Annotated in this window: 16 protein-coding genes; 7 read left to right on the top strand and 9 right to left on the bottom strand. The window is 61.0% G+C overall.

What is annotated here, in order from left to right; translation table 11 throughout:
• Positions 1-23 precede the first annotated feature (23 nt).
• Genes WEU32_RS11935 through fliI form a run of 4 tightly spaced genes read right to left on the bottom strand, consistent with a single transcriptional unit; the run spans position 24 to position 3837 of the window.
• On the bottom strand, positions 24-935 hold the full coding sequence (locus WEU32_RS11935) for an oxygenase MpaB family protein (RefSeq protein ID WP_406852037.1): 912 nt from the start codon (positions 933-935) through the stop codon (positions 24-26).
• A 54-nt stretch (positions 936-989) separates the two neighbouring features.
• On the bottom strand, positions 990-2024 hold the full coding sequence (locus WEU32_RS11930; protein WP_406852036.1) for an endo-1,4-beta-xylanase: 1035 nt from the start codon (positions 2022-2024) through the stop codon (positions 990-992).
• A 42-nt stretch (positions 2025-2066) separates the two neighbouring features.
• Positions 2067-2480, bottom strand: coding sequence for a flagellar FliJ family protein (locus WEU32_RS11925; RefSeq protein ID WP_167176421.1), 414 nt, complete (start codon positions 2478-2480; stop codon positions 2067-2069).
• A gap of 13 nt (positions 2481-2493) precedes the next feature.
• A complete protein-coding gene (gene fliI, locus WEU32_RS11920; RefSeq protein ID WP_406852035.1) occupies positions 2494-3837 on the bottom strand; it encodes a flagellar protein export ATPase FliI in 1344 nt (447 codons plus the stop codon).
• Between the two features lie 187 nt (positions 3838-4024).
• Here fliI and WEU32_RS11915 point away from each other — a divergent pair, with 187 nt between their 5' ends.
• A complete protein-coding gene (locus WEU32_RS11915) occupies positions 4025-5518 on the top strand; it encodes a PAS domain-containing methyl-accepting chemotaxis protein (RefSeq protein ID WP_406852034.1) in 1494 nt (497 codons plus the stop codon).
• Positions 5519-5655: 137 nt separating this feature from the next.
• Here WEU32_RS11915 and WEU32_RS11910 read toward each other — a convergent pair whose 3' ends face one another.
• Entirely contained in the window at positions 5656-6561 is a 906-nt protein-coding gene (locus WEU32_RS11910) for an EamA family transporter (protein ID WP_406852033.1), read from the bottom strand.
• A gap of 119 nt (positions 6562-6680) precedes the next feature.
• On the opposite strand from WEU32_RS11910, the gene WEU32_RS11905 reads away from it, so the two are divergent.
• The 5 genes from WEU32_RS11905 to WEU32_RS11885 all read left to right on the top strand — a co-directional run bounded on the left by WEU32_RS11905 (position 6681) and on the right by WEU32_RS11885 (position 10818).
• A complete protein-coding gene (locus WEU32_RS11905; protein WP_312135768.1) occupies positions 6681-7166 on the top strand; it encodes an Lrp/AsnC family transcriptional regulator in 486 nt (161 codons plus the stop codon).
• 134 nt (positions 7167-7300) lie between these two features.
• Positions 7301-7630: a hypothetical protein gene (locus WEU32_RS11900; RefSeq protein ID WP_406852032.1), complete on the top strand. Its 330-nt coding sequence runs from the start codon at positions 7301-7303 to the stop codon at positions 7628-7630.
• A 108-nt stretch (positions 7631-7738) separates the two neighbouring features.
• A complete protein-coding gene (gene cysK, locus WEU32_RS11895) occupies positions 7739-8719 on the top strand; it encodes a cysteine synthase A (protein ID WP_406852031.1) in 981 nt (326 codons plus the stop codon).
• 91 nt (positions 8720-8810) lie between these two features.
• Positions 8811-10031, top strand: a complete 1221-nt coding sequence (locus tag WEU32_RS11890) for a DUF2336 domain-containing protein (protein ID WP_312135774.1) — start codon at positions 8811-8813, stop codon at positions 10029-10031.
• A gap of 352 nt (positions 10032-10383) precedes the next feature.
• Entirely contained in the window at positions 10384-10818 is a 435-nt protein-coding gene (locus WEU32_RS11885) for a MucR family transcriptional regulator (protein WP_312135775.1), read from the top strand.
• Positions 10819-10886: 68 nt separating this feature from the next.
• On the opposite strand, the gene WEU32_RS11880 is transcribed toward WEU32_RS11885, so the two are convergent.
• From WEU32_RS11880 to WEU32_RS11865, 4 genes are all read right to left on the bottom strand, one after another.
• Positions 10887-12011: a DUF2336 domain-containing protein gene (locus WEU32_RS11880; RefSeq protein WP_312135777.1), complete on the bottom strand. Its 1125-nt coding sequence runs from the start codon at positions 12009-12011 to the stop codon at positions 10887-10889.
• Complete coding sequence (locus WEU32_RS11875) at positions 12008-13630, bottom strand: hypothetical protein (protein WP_406852030.1); 1623 nt, start codon at positions 13628-13630, stop codon at positions 12008-12010. The genes WEU32_RS11880 and WEU32_RS11875 overlap by 4 nt, the downstream gene beginning before the upstream one ends.
• Positions 13631-13730: 100 nt before the next feature.
• The gene (locus tag WEU32_RS11870; protein ID WP_406852029.1) at positions 13731-14765 is read right to left on the bottom strand and encodes an ABC transporter substrate-binding protein; all 1035 of its coding nucleotides are present in this window, start codon (positions 14763-14765) and stop codon (positions 13731-13733) included.
• 269 nt (positions 14766-15034) lie between these two features.
• Positions 15035-16846, bottom strand: a complete 1812-nt coding sequence (locus WEU32_RS11865) for an ABC-F family ATP-binding cassette domain-containing protein (protein ID WP_406852028.1) — start codon at positions 16844-16846, stop codon at positions 15035-15037.
• A 101-nt stretch (positions 16847-16947) separates the two neighbouring features.
• Here WEU32_RS11865 and WEU32_RS11860 point away from each other — a divergent pair, with 101 nt between their 5' ends.
• Positions 16948-17526, top strand: a complete 579-nt coding sequence (locus tag WEU32_RS11860; RefSeq protein WP_312812051.1) for a TetR/AcrR family transcriptional regulator — start codon at positions 16948-16950, stop codon at positions 17524-17526.
• Positions 17527-17531 lie beyond the last annotated feature (5 nt).

The following is a 17531-nucleotide window of genomic DNA, read 5'->3' as shown; positions in this document are numbered from 1 at the left end:
GGAAACAGCGGGCGTTTTTCGTTTCAGGATCGGGTGTAAAGCCAGTCTTCGGGAAGGCCCAAACGCACACAAGATCTGGCGGCGGGGGACTGTCGAAGGACAATCTTGTCGGCGCTGCGGGCCATGCGGACAACCAACGCCCTTTGCCAGCCGTTAAGCCCGTCCTTGGGTGTCAGGCCGACAATGCGGGCGACATCGGGCGGCACCATGTCGATGGCCGCCCGCACCAGCAATTTTTGCAACGGGCGGGCAAGGGCAGGAAAGGCATCGGCCCGACGCATGATGTCCAGAAACTCGAACACAATGGGCGAGGGGCTGAGCTGCGGCGTCATATGGGCCAGTTGAGTTTGCCACTCGGCCTCGGATCGGGGCGCACCGATCGCGCCATAGAGGACCGCCGCAGGATAGGCATCGGACCATGAGCGATCCCGCTCTTCGACGCTTAAAGGGCGTACATAGCGGTGAAAGGCCTCGGTAAAACCATAGCCCGCCGTGGCCTGAACCCAATTCAGGAGTTGGGTATCATTGGCCTTATAAGGGCGACCATCATCCGCCGTGCCCGTCACGCGACTGTGGCGGCGAACAATACCGGCGATCATGAATCGGGCCGTGCTGACGGGGGCATAGACCGTGACCATGGCGGCAAGGGCCGTGCGCTTTAGGCGTGGCACCGGATCGGTGCGGAAACTTGTGTGATCCCATACACCGGCCCTGACCCGCGCCTCGGCCAATTCGAGAATGACGGCGGTCACCCCGCCGATAAACAGCGAGACAGGGTTTTTGAACACCTGCCATGAGACACTGTCGTGGGGGATCAGCGCAGCCTCGCCCGCAGGGTGGCTGAAATCCACCACGGGCATGTCATCGGGTTGCATATAGGCGGCGGCAGTGTTGTCGAGCCAGTGATGGATCGGTCTGAAGGGCGCTAGGCTCATGAATAATGAACGTTTTTCGGTCGTGCCTGTTCCGGCAAATGCAGGAAAAGGGGCCTAGCCAGACAGGCTGTCGGCGATGGCGCGACCCATTGCTGTGGGCAGGCCGGTGCCATCAAAGCCCAGCGGACTGTCCTTGCCATCGTCATGGGGCGGACGGCGCAGCCATGAATCCGTATCGCGCACACCCCAGAGTGTTAATGCATATCGTTGTTGCGCGGGTAAGGTATTGTAAGTTTCGGTTAATTCCTTAACCCGCTCCGTCTGCTGACTGATCTTTTTTGATACAGTTCTGACATCCGGCATGCCGCCTTCACGTTTCAGCGAAGCGTCCAGTTCCGAGATATGGATGGGCAATCCGAACTGTGCGGCCTCGCGGATAAAGCGGCTGATCTGGCCTTCACGGATTTCGATATCCAGATGGCTCTGGCTGCCGATACCGCCGACAGGCGCACCGGCTTTCAGCAAACGCTCGACCAGACGCAGGAAGGTGTCGCCCTTGGCCGGATTGTTTTCCAGATTATAGTCGTTGATGAACAGGACAGCCTCGGGATCGGCTAGTCTGGCCTGTTCAAAGGCGCGGACCATGTGGTCGATCTCGCCCAGCACCTCGGACCAGTGATGGCTACGCAGCCCGTTGCCATCCTCGGCCACCGCCTCGTTGACCACATCCCAGCCACGCACCTTGCCGCGATAACGTCCCGTGACGGTGGCGATGTAGTCGTCGAACTTGCGACGGAAATCGGCGGGCGACAGGCCTCGAAACGCTTCCTCGCCTTGCGAATACCAGACCAGCGTCGTGCCATGCATGTGCATGCCGTGGGCGCGACAGAAGTCCGCGATCCGGTCAGGGGCATCAAAACGATAGCCGTCAGGGGTGAGGATGTATTCCATCTTCATCTCCCATTCGGGCGTGATCTGGTTGAAATGGGTCAGAGCCAGACGGCTCCACGCCGGATCGTCCAGCTGGCCGGTCATGGCACAGGTGCCCATGGGGAAGGGCGCTATGTCCTTGAGCACAGGGATGCCCTGCAAAGGGTCCGGCCCCTCGTCAAAAGGAAAACAGCCGCCCAGCAAAGGGGCTGTGGTCATCGCCGCCGATCCCTGTATCCACTGGCGGCGCGAGATCATGGCTTAGCTACCGTTGCGGCGGCGCAGGCCCATTTCGTCAAAGGTTGCATTCTCGCGGCGGTTGGCCGCCATGCGGGCATTCAGGCGCGAAACCTCGGCCACATGCTCGAACTTCTTCAGTTCCTCGAACGCGGCCGTCAGGGCGTCACGCGCCCCTTCTTCCTCGCGGATCAGGGCTTGCAGCAGGCCTTCGCTATGGGCGCGGCGCAGTTTCCAGCCGTTCATATAGGCCTGAAGCATAAGCGCATGTTGGGGATCGCCGGTGGCATTGCCGCGTTCGGCCTCGGCCTCGGCATCCAGTATGACCAGCTTCATTTCCGCATCGGCGCGACGTGCAGCCACCTCGGCCATGCGCTTTTGCAGGGTCTCGACCTCATAGTTGGTGAGGCGGATCAGGGATTGCGCCCATGCCGTCATGTGGCTTCTCCGGTCAAGCTTCTAGCATGCCCATGTTGAGGATGGATTCAAGTCTTTCGAAGGATTCATCCAACCGCGTGACATCGTCCTTGTCCTGACGCAGGAACTCTTCCAGCATCGGATTAAGGGCGATGGCGCGATCGACAATCGGGTCCGCGCCGCTGCGATAGGCCCCGATCTTGATCAGTTCTTCCATGTTGGAATAGGCCGACAGACATTGGCGCGCACGGCGGTTCAGCTCGCGCTCCGGCGGGGTCTGGCACTCGGGCATGGTCCGGCTAACGGACTTCAGCACGTCGATGGCGGGGAAGCGCCCGCGCTCGGCAATCTTACGGTCCATAACGATGTGGCCGTCCAGAATACCGCGCACGGCATCGGCAATCGGCTCGTCATGGTCGCCGCCATCCACCAGCACGGTGAACAGGGCGGTGATCGGCCCCGCCTGACGGCCATCGGGCAAGACCGGCCCCGGTCCTGCGCGTTCCAGTAGCTTGGGCAGTTCGGTAAAGACGGTCGGCGTATAGCCCTTGGTCGTTGGCGGCTCTCCGGCGGCCAAACCGATCTCGCGCTGGGCCATGGCAAAGCGGGTGACCGAGTCCATCAGGCACAGGACTTCCAGACCCTGATCGCGGAAATATTCGGCAACCGCCATGGTCATATAGGCAGCTTGGCGGCGCTTCAGAGCGGGTTCGTCCGATGTGGCTACCACGACGACAGCGCGACGCAGACCGTCTTCGCCCAGCGTTTCCTCGATGAACTCGCGCACCTCGCGACCCCGTTCACCGATCAGGCCCACAACCACGACATCACAGGTCGCCTGACGCGCAAGCATCGACAGCAGCACCGACTTACCGACGCCGGAGCCGGCGAAAATGCCCAGACGCTGTCCACGGCAGGTGGTGGTGAACACATCCATCGAGCGCACACCCAGATCCAGACGCTCGCCGACACGGGCGCGCGAATGGGCAGGGGGCGGCGAGGCCTTGAGAATATAGGGTTGCGGTCCTTGCGACAGCGGGCCGTTCCCGTCGATCGGTTCGCCAAAGGCGTCGATAACACGGCCCAGCCACTGGATGGTGGGACTGACCGAGGCGGCGGCCTCCAGAATCTTGATATCGGCACCGGGGGCCACGCCATCGACAGGGCCATAGGGCATCAACAGCGCCTTGGCATCGCGAAAGCCGACAACCTCGGCGGGCAGGGGCGCTTGGCCACGGCGCGAAATCTCGGCCCGCGCACCCACAGCCAGACGCGACAGGCCGCCGCGGCTTTCGATCAGCAGACCGTTTACGCCTGCCACCTTTCCGGTGACCACAACGGGGTCAATGCTCTCGGCGGCGGCAATCAGCTGGCGCAAAACGGGGTCCGGTGCCTGTCGGCAAGCTAGAGGGGCGTAACCTCTGCTGTGCAGGACTTATGGTTAATCAGGCGTGAAGATTGACCTGCGGATTTTGACGTAACGTTGTAATTACAGAAACAAAGGTTTTCAGGTTCAAGGTCACGCTTACGGCAATACCCCCGTTGCCAGACCGGATTGCGCTCTAATGTTCAGAAAGAACCCTGCTGTTGCGCTGAATAAGGCCAGGCTCGAAGAGCTGGAGCGCCGCATGGCGGCGATTGGCCGCTCGCAAGCTGTTATCGAGTTCGAGCTGGATGGCACGATTATCGATGCCAATGAAAACCTGCTCAAGACCATGGGCTATTCACTGGATGAGATCCGTGGCCAACATCACCGCATGTTCATGGACCCGCAGGAAGCCACGTCGGCTGAATATGCGGCCTTCTGGCGCGAACTGAACGAAGGGCATTTTGTCGCCCGCAAGTTCCGCCGCATGGCCAAGGGCCAGCGCGAGGTCTGGCTGGAAGCCTCCTATAATCCGGTGCTGGACGATAATGGTCGCGCCGTGAAGGTGGTCAAACTGGCCATCAATATCACCGACGCTGAACAGGCCGCCCGTCGCGCCGAAGCCCAGCGCCAGACCGACGAGGCCGCCCAGACGCGACTGGTCGAGATATTGGCCGAAAACCTGTCCAAACTGTCCGAAGGCGATCTTCGCGCCGTGATCGATGCGCCGCTGGATGGCGCACATGAGCGGGTGAAGGACGACTTTAACGGGGCTACCAACAGTCTGCGCTTGGCACTGGAGCAGGTTCTGGATGCGGTCGGTGTGCTGAAAACCGGCTCCGAAGAAATCGCCAACTCGGCCGATGATCTGTCCCGCCGCACCGAACAACAGGCCGCCAGTCTGGAAGAGACAGCAGCCGCACTGGACCAGATCACAGCCACCGTCCAGCGCAGCGCCGAGGGGGCACGTCAGGCCTCCACGGCAGCGGTGGCCGCCCGCACGGAGACGGAACGCTCCGGCGAGGTCATGCAAAAGGCTGTGACCGCTATGGACGGCATCTCCCGCCGTTCCGCCGAGATTGGCGACATTATCGGCGTGATCGACGAGATCGCCTTCCAGACCAATCTTCTGGCCCTGAATGCGGGCGTGGAAGCGGCCCGTGCGGGCGAAAGCGGACTTGGCTTTGCGGTGGTGGCCTCGGAGGTTCGCACCCTGGCCCAGCGTTCTGCTGAGGCGGCCAAGGAGATCAAGTTACTCATCTCGGCTTCGGCGAGCGAGGTTTCCGAAGGTGTGAAACTGGTCGGTGAAACAGGTCGTGCGTTGGAAACCATTGCCTCCAAGGTGGCGGAAATGGATGCGCTGGCTGCCGAGATTGCCGCCTCGTCACAGGAACAGGCGACGGGTCTGGGACAGGTGAATGCGGCGGTGAACCAGATGGATCAGGTCACCCAGCAAAACGCCGCCATGGTGGAAGAAACCACGGCAGCGGCGACCGCACTGCAAAACGAAACACGTCAGTTGGCTGCATTGGTCAACCGCTTCAATACCGGGCGGTCCCCCGAGGTCGCGAACGAGGCCCGCCCCGTACAACATCGTCTGCGAGGCGGGATGACGCCCGCTCTCGCAAGCCAGAGATCTCGTCTTAAAGCTGTCGTCAACGGTCCCCCCGCCGGTGACTATGCAGAGTTTTAAGGCGAGGCGACCCTGATCACTTACCTTGTTCCCCCCTCGTAATATCAGGGTCGCAAGACTTCTTCACTGGAACCGGTCCGGTGTTTACACGTCCCCTCGAAACTGCCCGCCATGTTTTCATGGCGGGCTTTTTTCGGTCAGGCGGCCTGTTTGACAGAAAGGGCCTCGGAGTCGTTGTCAGCAACGGGCTGGGCCGTTTTCTCGTTGCGCGATGTGGTCAGAACGGCCCCGACCGAGGCGGTCATGACCGCGGCAATGGCCAGCCACTGCAGGGCTGTCAGATGCTCGCCGAGGAAGAGCAGGCCCGCCAGTGCGCCGATGGCCGGATCGGCACTGACCGCCACGCCGAATGTCCGCTTGGGAATGGCCTTCAGGGCAATCATGTCCAGCGTATAGGGAATGGCACTGGAGGCCAGCGCCACCAGCACACCCATGGCCAACAGCTGCGGGCTGAGCAGGACGGCACCTGCGCTGACGGCACCGACCGGCACCACCACCATAGCTGCCACACTCATGCCGATAGCGACCGTGGCACCGGAGGGCAGGTGGCTGACGCGCTGGCCAAAGACAATATACAGCGCCCAGAAGACGGCAGCTATGGCCGCCCACGCACAGCCAACCGGATCTAGCGTGCTGACATTGCCGTCCAGCGGCAGCAGTAGGGACAGGCCCGCAGCCGCCACCACCACCCAGACAAAATGGATGGGTTTACGGGCATTGAATAGCGCAACGGCAAGCGGGCCGGTGAACTCGATGGCCAGCGCAATCCCCAGAGGAATGGTGGCCAAGGACAGATAGAAGCTAAGGTTCATCAACCCCATGACAGCACCGTAAAGGGCCAGTCCTTTCAGGTCCTTGGCCGTAAAATCATGCCGCCACGGACGCCACACGGCCAAAAGAATAATGGCCGACAAACCCACGCGCAAAGCTGCCGTTCCCATGGCACCGGCCACCGGAAACAGGGTTTTGGCAAAGGAGGTGCCGATGGACAAAAACAGGATGCCGCCGATCAGGGCCAGATAGGGCACGGCGATCGAAAGCATGTGGGAACGGGGGAGGGAGGCGTTACGGAACATGGCGGCAGAAATAGCCAAAAGCCTGAAATATGTGTTGGCGAATTTGATTGCATAAATGCCGGATTTCAGCGTTTGATTGTATCATTATGCAAGAAACGCTCGTTCTCGATGAATTCGACCGCCGTCTGCTGGATTTGGTGCGCCGAAACAACCTGACGCCTGCGCGTGTGCTGGCGGAAAAGGTGGGCCTTTCTGAATCGGCAGTGTCGCGCCGTCTTCGCCGTCTGCGCGAGGAAAAGATCATTGTGGCCGATGTGGCGGTGGTGGATCGCGGACGTCTTGAAAAGGCGCTGACCATGCATGTTCTGGTTGAGATGGAACGCGAAGGGACCGCCGTCATCGACGCCCTGATGCGCAAACTACAGGCCCGGCCCGAGGTGCACGGCCTGTGGTACACGACCGGCCATGTGGATTTTGTCCTCTATGTCGTGGTGGCAGATATGGAGGCTTATGACACCTTTACCCGTGAGGCGCTGAATGACGATGCGCGGGTGCGAAACTTCACGACCTTGTTGACTATCCGCGAGGTCTTGCCGTTTGATCCATCACAGCGGGTTATCTCGCGCAGTTAGGGAGCGGCGCTATGAAGAGATTGTGGGCTTGTGGGCTGGCTGCGGCGACGATGACCTTGTCGGCGGCCGGCGCGGCATCCGCTTGCACTCTTATGCCGCCACTTCGATGGGATCTGGTTCCACAGCAGGACGGTATGCCCATTGTCATTGGCCGTGTCGTATCGGTGGTTCCCGATGGCGGAGATGCCTGGAACGATTTTGTCCGTGCTGAAATCGAAACACTGGAAGTGCTTCAGGGCGATGTGCCATCGCGCTTTTCTGTGCGCGGGATCAGCGAGCGTAGAGCAGACCCCGACTCTATCACGATGTGGTGCGGCCGACTGATGAGCGATCAGCCAGGCGATATTGTCATGGCCGTTTCTCGCAGCGAAGGGCGATATGAACTGTTGCTGCCGATGCAAGTTGCCGAGCATTATCGCCAGCGGATGGAAAACTATGCTGCCGATATTGAAGTTAAGCCTTAGGGCGCAGCTTTTCTAAAAGCTTTTTCAGAAAAGCTGGAGGGTGTCGGCTTGTCGTAGGGCGTATAGGCGCTATGTCTTTGCCGAAGCCATAATCCGAGGAGACCGCCCATGTCCGACACCCCGTATGATGCCAGCCGTCACAAGAAGGCGGGACGTGGCAAGGTGTTCGACAGCATCGTCGATACGATTGGCGATACGCCTCTGGTGGCCCTGCCAAACCTGACCAAAGAATTGGCCCCCAAGGCCCGTGTGCTGGCCAAGCTGGAATTCTTCAATCCGATCGCCTCGGTGAAAGACCGTATCGGCGTGGCCATGATCGAGGCGCTGGAACAGGCCGGAAAGATCAAGCCGGGTTCCACCCTCATTGAGCCGACCAGCGGCAATACCGGTATTGCACTGGCTTTTGTGGCGGCATCCAAAGGCTACAAGCTGATCCTGTGCATGCCGGAAAGCATGTCGATCGAGCGTCGCAAGATGCTGGCCCTGCTGGGCGCACGGATCGAACTGACCCCTGCCGAGAAAGGCATGAAGGGGGCCATTGCACGCGCCGAGGAACTGTTGGCGCAAATTCCCGGTTCGGTGTCTCCGGCCCAGTTCGAGAACGAGGCCAATCCGGCCATCCACGAAGTCTCGACCGCCGAGGAAATCTGGAACGATACCGCAGGTAGCGTCGATGTCGTGGTTTCCGGTGTGGGGACAGGGGGCACCATTACCGGTGTCGGCCATGCGCTGAAGAAGAAAAAGCCTTCGGTCAAGATGATTGCCGTCGAGCCGACTGCCTCGCCCGTCCTGTCGGGTGGTGCGCCCGGCCCACACAAGATTCAGGGTATTGGTGCAGGCTTCGTACCGCCGGTGATTGATACGGCCGTGATTGATGCGGTCGAGCAGGTCACCAACGAAGATGCGTTCGATATGGCCCGCAAGGTGGCCGCTCGCGAAGGTATTCCGGTGGGTATCTCGTCGGGCGCGGCCCTGTCGGCGGCCTTCCGTCTGGCAGCTCAAGATGAATATGAGGGCAAGACCATTGTGGTCATCATCCCCAGCTTTGCCGAACGCTATCTTTCGACCGCCCTGTTCGAAAGGCTGTAAAGCGTCTGAAGCAGGCGCAGGTGCAGGGGGACAACATTTTTTGTTCTGTCCTCTGCACCTGTAGTTAACCCGTGCGCGTTATAGGCGACGTATGGGAAGTGCCGCTGTAAGCAAACCCGGGGCCGGCAAGGCTGCCGATAATGACCGCGCAAGGCTGGTGCTTTTGCGTCGTCTGACCGATGTGGTCAGCTTGCCGGCCAGCCGCATCAATGCTTTCGAGCGGTCGGTGGTGGCGGATCTGATGGTGGATATGCTGCGGCAGGCTCCATTGGAAGAGCGCCGGAGAATTGCCGCCCGTCTGGTGCCGCTGACGGATATTCCCGACAATATTTGCCGCCTGCTTTTACGTGACGACATTGTTGTTGCGCGCGAGCTGCTGGATGAATCCGCGTCGCTGAGCGATCATGATCTGATCCGCTGCGCGGCAGATGCCAGTATCGAACATTGCAAACACATTGCCCGCAGGCGAGGTCTGACCCCTGCGGTGTGCCATGAGTTGATCGAGCGCTCCGATGTCGAACTGACGCAATTGGTTCTGGCCAACAAGGATGCCTTGATACCGACCACGGCGCTGGAAACCACGGTGGCACAGAGCCGCCACCATCCCGAACTTTGCGCGCTTATTCTGAAGCGCCCCGAACTGCGACCCTCCAGCGCCTATGTGATGTTCTGGTGGTGTAACCACGAGGAACGCAGTGTCATCCTGCGTCGCTTTGCTGTCTCGCGCGAGGTGCTGCAAGGTTCGGTGGCTGATCTGTTTGCAAACGGGTCCGGCGAGGGGGGCGACGATGCCTATGTCCGCAAGGCCCTGCAATTTATCGAACGCCGCCAGCGTAGCCGCGAGGCCGCCAAGGCTTCCGCGTTTGACGGACTGGAAGGGGTTATCCAGCATGCGGCCGAGACGGGGCTAACCCCCGATCTGGTGGCTGAGATCGGCCAGCTGGCGGGGGTCAAACCGCTGACCGCTGCCAAGATGCTGAGTGACGAGGGCGGGGAATCCATTGCCGTATTGTGCAAGGCGACCGGCCTGACCAAAAAATATCTCGCCCTGTTGTGGCGGGCGATGAGACGTCCGTTGGATCAGGACGAAACAAGCGCCGATCTGCGCTGGCAACGCGTACAGATTGTGTATGAAGTACTGGCCGTAGATCGCGCCCAGACTGTATTGCGTTACTGGAACTGGGCACTGACCTCTGCTCTGACGCCCCAATTAATCCGCGCCATCCGCGAAGGCGAGGAGCATCTGATCGATGCCTTCTCGGCGGCTGAACGCGCGGCGATGCTGGCCTTGTCTGAAGACTTCAAGGCTTGAGTTCAGAACAAACCAATACAGGTTTAATCTGAAATATCCTGATATTTCCGTATTATGGTGCGAAACCAGATCGCCTTTATTGTGCCTTTTTTGGGCGACGGGCGTATGTGGAATACTGAATTGCAGATCGATTAAAGGTCGATAGTTTTGCGTAACGGTATTTTGGATTTACCTTATCGGCAGTCAGTTATGATCCGGGGCGATTAAGCTGTATTAAATGCAAGTAATACTGCTCGCCGATGATCTAGTTTTTTCTTGACAATCCTTCGATAAAGATCAGGATGTCGCGGATAAAGTAACATAAGAGGCTAGTTGTATAGCCCTTTCGAATGGCTTCATTGGCGGGACAAAAATGGAAGATAAACCAGAACTTCTGGAAATGACGGCGGATATCGTATCGGCCTATGTCAGCAACAACATGGTGCCGGCCGAAGCCGTCCCGGGTCTGATCGCACAGGTACATGCTGCTCTGACCGGCATTACTGTGGCACCGGTTGAAGAAGAGCCGGAACCGCGTGAACCGGCAGTACCGGTCCGCAAGTCGATCACGCCGGACTTCCTGATCTGCCTTGAAGATGGTCGCAAGTTCAAGTCGCTGAAGCGCCACCTGCGTACCAAATACAATATGAGCCCGGAAGAATACCGCGAAAAGTGGGGTCTGGCCAAAGACTATCCTATGGTCGCACCGAACTATGCCAAGGCCCGTTCTGAACTGGCCAAGCAAATGGGTCTGGGGCAGGGCGGTCGCAAACCGGCTCGTGCGACCAGCACTCGCGCCAAGAAGTAAGTCCGGTCACCGACCAAGAAAAAGCCCGCATCGAAAGATGCGGGCTTTTTTAATATCGGTGCTGAAACCTAGGCCGCATTTTGCAGGGCCATGCGGCGGGTGCGCCAGAACCGCAGGGTGCGGCGGGCCGTCTCGATATCCAGAGATGAATACAGGCTGGCATAGGAACGCGCCTTGCCCATGGCATTGCCGTCATTATTGAGCAGCACCATCGCATAGGTCAGGAACAGGGCCTTATCCAGATCGGCGGCGCGGCAGACCACAGCCAGAGCATCCAGTTCGCGCCGCTCGATGATGTTGCGGGCGGTATGGAAATCGACATCGGCCAGTTGCGACAGGGCAATCAGAAAACAGGTACGGTTGCCCGAACGCAGGAAGCGGGCAAGGACCGGCGGGGTCAGTTGACCTGCCACCTTCATCTCCTCGACATAGGCCAGGCTCTCGGCATAGTCGGGGGGCAGGGATCCATCCTCGGTGGCGATGCGGGTACGGCCCACAGCCAGCGCCTGTTCCAGCGCCTCGGGGTCCAGACGGGCATTCTCTTCGAGAATCTTGGCGCGAAGGGCTTCTTCGACCTCGAAATACATTTCGTTCAGCAGGTCCAGCGGCAAACCGGCGCGCGAGACAGTGACGGCATGCAGGTCACTATTGAGCTTGGCGCGGTCGATGGCCGCCTCGCTGGCAGCGCGCGACAGGCGGGCCCCGTCATTGGACAGCAGGGCATGCAGGGTTTCATCGTCGCCATGTTCGACAATGGCATCCGAAACCGCCTCTGCCACATGCTGGCGTTGCGATACGGCGCGCATGTGGGCCTGACTGCCACGGGTGCGGATGACGTCAATCAGGTCGTCATCGGTCAGGACAGGTGACTGTGCGAGGACGGGGGCTGCGACCTCGGCCTCGTCATGGGCCAGTTGCCGGATCAACTGGTGCGGTGCATCCGCTGCCGAAGCGAAACGGCTGGCCAGTTGAGCGCGGACCTCGACCTCCATGGCACGGGTCAGGTCGCTGAGAACCGCACCATACAGGTCCTGTTCGATCGACGAACGTTCGGGGCTGCCAAAGAAATTATCGGTCAGGTCACGCAACAAGGTGCGGCGGGCACCACTGTCGGTCTGGCGGGCCAGTGTCAGCAGCTCGGGCAGGCGGGACTGGATAGACGTGTCAGAGATCGAAGGGGCAGCCATGGTCATAACAAATCATCAGGGTCGGCAACGGTACGCACGCGACCTTTGGCATCGCGGACAAGCTGGGGCGCTTCGGGAGGTGCGGCCAGATCGTCGCTGGATACAGGTGTTGTGAGGTCGATAGGCAGAGCGTCCAGATAGACAGGCTCTGGGCGTTGGGGAGGGTCGGGTTGACGTCCGGCCTGACGGTGGACGGAATAATAGCGGGCACCGCCCGCGGACGCTGCAGGCACGGGCGGGTTGGTCGCGTCTGCTGAAGGCTGGGCCGGAGCGGTGCCGTCGCTTGCCGGTGCTGTAGCCGGATTTTGCAGACGGAAGATCGGGGCGTCACGACGTGGCGCATAGGGATCATGCTCTGCGGGCACGTTATCGGTCGCCGGTGCCTGAACCGGAGCCACAGAGGTGTCTGGCAGACTCGCAGGGGCCACAGGGGCACTGCCGCCGAGCTGGAAGATCAGAGCGTCCCGACGCGGAGCATTGGGATCGACGGGCGCTTGGATCGCCGGTTCCGGCGGGAGGGGCGTGTAGGGGATGGCGGTGTCCGCAACGGGGACAGGCTCGGCAGTTGCTGCTGTATCCGGTTCAGGCTCAGGCTCTGTAGGCGCGATGACAGGGGGCGCATCGACTTGAACGGGATCGGCAGGAGGCGCTTGATAGGTCTCTACGGGCGCTTCGATTGCCGGTTCCGGCGGGAGGGGCGTGTAGGGGATGGCGGTGTCCGCAACGGGGACAGGCTCGGCAGTTGCTGCTGTATCCGGTTCAGGCTCAGGCTCTGTAGGCGCGATGACAGGGGACACATCGACCTGAACGGGATCGGCAGGAGGCGCTTGATAGGTCTTTACGGGCGCTTCGATTGCCGGTTCCGGCGGGAGGGGCGTGTAGGGGATGGCGGTATCCGCAACGGGGACAGGCTCGGCAGTTGCTGCTGTATCCGGTTCAGGCTCAGGCTCTGTAGGCGCGATGACAGGGGGCGCATCGACCTGAACGGAATCGGCGGGAGGCGCTTGATAGGTCTCTACGGGCGCTTCGATCGCCGGCTCTAGTGGAATGGGCGCGGGTTCGGTCTGAGGTTCGACTTGTGGTTTGACCTGTGACGCGGGCGCAGGGGCGGGTGCGGCTTGGGGCCGGACCGGACGGTAAACATAGGGCGGACGGGCCGGAGCCTGTGGCGACTGCGGACGGTATACAGGTGCGACAGGATTTTGCGGAGCCTGTTCGGACGCGGCAGGGTCTTGGTAGGGTGCAACCGCAGCAGGCGCTACGGGCGTATAGACATAGGGGCGCGTGACGGGGCGCGGAGCCGGTCGATAGACGGGTCGAGCCACGCTTGCGGTCGGTTCGGGCTGGGGCGCGGCCTCTTCATAGGGAACAGCTGCGTCTTCATAGACGACCGGAGCTGTGGTCGCGGGCACGGCCAGATAGGCCGGAGGCGTGGGGACAGAGGGCAGGGGCGGTGCGCCCCATGCCGAGGCCGGTGTCAGCTGACGCGGATAGGTCCAGCCGCCGCGCGGAATAACGGGCGCACCCTTTTCGTTTTCGGACGGGGCCATGTCCGCCATGGCCACAGAGACAGCCGGATAGCTGCCTCCGATCAGGCTTAAGGTCAGGATCAGGCCAAGGCGCACGCAAAATTCCCCGTTAAGCGGTGCAGAAGGTGCCACTAATGGAGGAGCGGGCTTAACCCACCGCTAACATGCGCCCTTTCGGGTGCTATTTTAGCAAATGTTACTTTCGGGTAGGCAGATAGGCGGTGGTAAAGGCGGATTCCCAGTCGGGATCGGCGCTATAGGCTCCGCGGCTCTGCTCTGCAAAAGCCTGCCAGCGTTCGGCGGTCATGGTGCCCAGACCATAGAGGGCGGCATCGCCGCTATCGACGATATTGTGTTTTTTGAGCAGATCGCGGGCAAAATCCAGCGAGCCTTGGGGCGTGGCCGGATTGGCGCGGCGGATCAGGGCATGGGCCGGATCAGGGTCGCCGTTCAGATAGGTGTTCCAGCCTTCCACCGAGGCAGCGATAAAGTCCTTGAGGGCCTGCGTATTGTCACGTGCAAAAGCATTGGGGGCCATCAGTATGCCGGAATAGGAGGCATAGCCGTCATCGGCAGGTAGATAGAGGCGTGTGCGCAGTTCAGGCCGTGAGGTGGCCACCAGGGCCGGTTCGCGGGTCAAAGACCCGATCATCAGGCTGCGGGGATCGTTCAGAAACGGCTCCAGCATCCCTTCGGGCGGGCGCAGAAGCTGTTCCTGGGTCAGTTGGTATTTGCTCTGTAGCCACATCCAGATGTCAGCCCAGTCGGCATCCTCGACATAGAACGGGCGTTCGCCTAGGGCGGACAGGTCGCGCGGCGCGTCGCTGGCATGGGCGATCAGGACGCGCGGGTCTTTCTGGAAGAAGGCGGCCACAGCCTTGACCGGTGCGCGGTCGGCAATCAGGCGCAAGGCACCGAAGCTGTCGCGGGCAAGGCCCAGTTCAGCCACGCCCGAGGCCAGACGGGTGGAGACATCGGCGACCGAATTGCCGTGGAACATCTCGACGTTCAGGCCACGAGCGGCATAGAGGCCGCTGGCAATCGCCTGATAAAAACCTGCATGGTCGGCGCGGGCGGGACCGGAAATGGCTAGACGCAGGCGCACACGCCCCTCGGCATCAACCGGGGCACTCTGGTTGCAACCGCCCAGCATAGCCGTGGCTCCTGCACCGAAGGCAGCAGCACCAAGGCTTTGCAAAAGCGAGCGTCTGGAGAAGCGAGGCAGCATCATTACTGGTTGCAATAAGCACGCAGCCCTAGAATGGGAAGAGGTAAGATGCGGCCTCGCCTGTGAGGGCCCCCGCGTCAGGGTGGTTGCGAGAGAGGGCAGAAGGGGGGCTGCTCCGTCTCGTTGCCTGGGACATGCCATGACGAACCGGTAGAGCGGGTGGAGGCAATTACGCAAACAGCAGTTCTGTTGAGGGGGCGTAAAAGAGACTGCGCCAAGTATTGCCAACGGAGCGATACGAGGTGCAGTCAGGACCAGTTGCAGGTTCGGGCCTAGCTGAGGGCGGCTTTTTTCTCTTCCAGTTCAAGCCATTCCAGTTCGATGGCTTCCAGCTCTGCGCGGGCTTTTTCGGCGGCCTTCATGGCCTTGTCGAAGGCGGCGGGGTTTTTGCTGTAGAGATCGGGATCGGCCATGATGGCGTCCTGTTTGGCGATCTCCTTGGGCAGGGATTCCAGCAGTTTTTCGATCTCGGCCAGACGGTGCGTGTCTTTGAAAGACAGCTTGGTGGGCTTTTTAGTTGCAGCGCGGTCATTCTGGGTGGAGGCGCGGTCAGAAGGCTGGGCCTTCTCGACCCGACGCGCCTCGGGGGCCTGAATGAAGCCGGGGTTCTGGCGCACGAAGTCGGACCAGCCGCCGGGGGTTTCGACGATGTCGCCACGGCCGTTCATAGCGATGGTCGAGGTGGCGAGGCGGTCCACGAAATCGCGGTCGTGCGAGACGAGTATCAGGGTGCCGTCATAGCCGTCGAGCAGTTCCTGAAGCTTGTCCAGCGTATCGATATCGAGGTCGTTGGTCGGCTCGTCCAGCACCAGAAGGTTGGCGGACTTGGCCAAGGCGCGGGCCAGCAGCAGGCGGTTGCGCTCGCCGCCCGACAGGGTCGAGATCGGCTGGCGAAGCTGGGCTTCGGAGAACAGGAAGTCCTTCGCATAGGCAGCGACGTGCTTGGAATGGCCGCGCACGAGGATGCTGTCACCGCCACCGGGGGTCAGGGCGTCCCACAGGGTCATGTCGGACTTCAGGCCCTCGCGGGACTGGTCCAGATAGAGGGGCTCAAGATTGGCCCCCATGCGGACCGTGCCTTCATCGGGCGCAAGTTCGCCCAGCAGCACCTTGACCAGCGTGGTCTTGCCTGCCCCGTTGGGACCGACAATGGCCAGACGGTCGCCGCGAATAATGCGTGTGGTCAGGTTCTTGAAGATGGTGCGATCACCAAAGGACTTGGAGACGCCCTTGATGTCGGCGACCAGCTTGCCGGAAATGGCACCGGAATCCACGCCCATATAGAGGTCGCGCGGGGTGTCCTTCATCTTTTCGGCGCGTTCGGCACGAAGGGCCGCAAGGTTGCGGGCGCGGCCTTCGTTACGGGTGCGGCGAGCGGTGATCGAGCGGTAGAAGGTCTCGGTCTCGCGCTCGATGGTCTTGGTCAGCTTTTCAAGCGCAACGGCTTCTTCTTCGAGAACCTTGGCAGCCCAGTCGTCGAACTCGGCAAAGCCCTTGTTCAGGGTGCGGACGCGGCGGCCTTCCAGCCAGTGGACGGTGTTGGTCACGCGGTTGAGGAAGGCGCGGTCGTGGCTGACGACGAGAATGGCGAAGCGGGCGCTGACCAGCTCTTCTTCGAGCAGTTCGATGGCGAGGATGTCGAGGTGGTTGGTCGGTTCGTCCAGCAGCAGGACTTCGGGTTCTTCGGCAAAGGCCTTGGCCAGCGCGGCGCGGCGGATCTCGCCGCCCGACAGGCCTTGGGTGGACTTGTACGGATCAAGGCCGAACGTGGTCAGCCAGCTTTCGGCGGTCCATGTCTCGGCGGCGCCGCTTGAGGCGTAGTCGATCAGGGTGTTGCCGGTAATAACCGGCTCCTGCGGCACATAGGCGAAGCGTGTGCCCGCCTGAACGGCGCGATCGCCACTGTCCGGTTCGATGAGGCCCATGACCACCTTCATCAGGGTGGACTTGCCTGCACCATTGCGGCCCACAAGGGCGGCGCGGGAGCGGGGCTCTACGGCAAGGTCCACGCCGGAAAACAGCGGGCGCTGTCCGTCCTGAAGGTGGATGTCTTTAAGTGCAACGAGGGGAGGTCTGGCAGCCATGGGCGGGCATATAGCCTGACCTGACAAGAACTGCCATCGGCAGGTGAAGAGCGTGTCGAATCTGTATTCAAATTATACCGTCCGGACGGTATGTAGCGACCATGCAAGTCTCGCCCCGCCGCCGAACACCCGAAGCGACCCGCGCCGAAATATTGAACACTGCAATCGAGGTGGTGGCCGAGAAGGGGCCGCTGGGGCTGACCATGGATGCCGTGGTGGAAAGGCTGAGTTTCAGCAAGGGAGCCTTGCTGCATCATTTTCCGAACAAGGCGCTTTTGTTGGAGGGGATGATTGATCTTCTGGGCGAGAGTTTTCTGGCCCAGATTGCTGACTATGCCGCCAAAGACCCCGAACCCTATGGACGCGAGGCGCGGGCCTATCTGAGGGCTGTCATCAGTGAACCGGTGACAGAACGAGACGTCAGTATCGGGCGGGCGGCACTGGCGGCCTGTGCCATTGATCCATCACTGGCCAAACGCTGGGGCGCTTGGATGAAGAAGGCGCAAAAGAGCGATCCGTCCGATGCCGCCGGATCGGATGATGCGTTGATCATGCGTTTGCTGGCCGACGGGCTGTGGATGTCGGACCTGTTCGGAACCTATGAAATTTCGCCGGACCAGCGCAGGGCTATGGCTTCGCTGATGATGGCGGGCACCCTGACGGCGGAGATGCAGCCATGAATCCG

Source organism: Brevundimonas sp. BH3 (genome assembly GCF_045345115.1).
GTDB lineage: Bacteria > Pseudomonadota > Alphaproteobacteria > Caulobacterales > Caulobacteraceae > Brevundimonas.
Note: the sequence above shows the minus strand (reverse complement) of the source record. Positions and strands in the feature narration are given on the sequence as shown.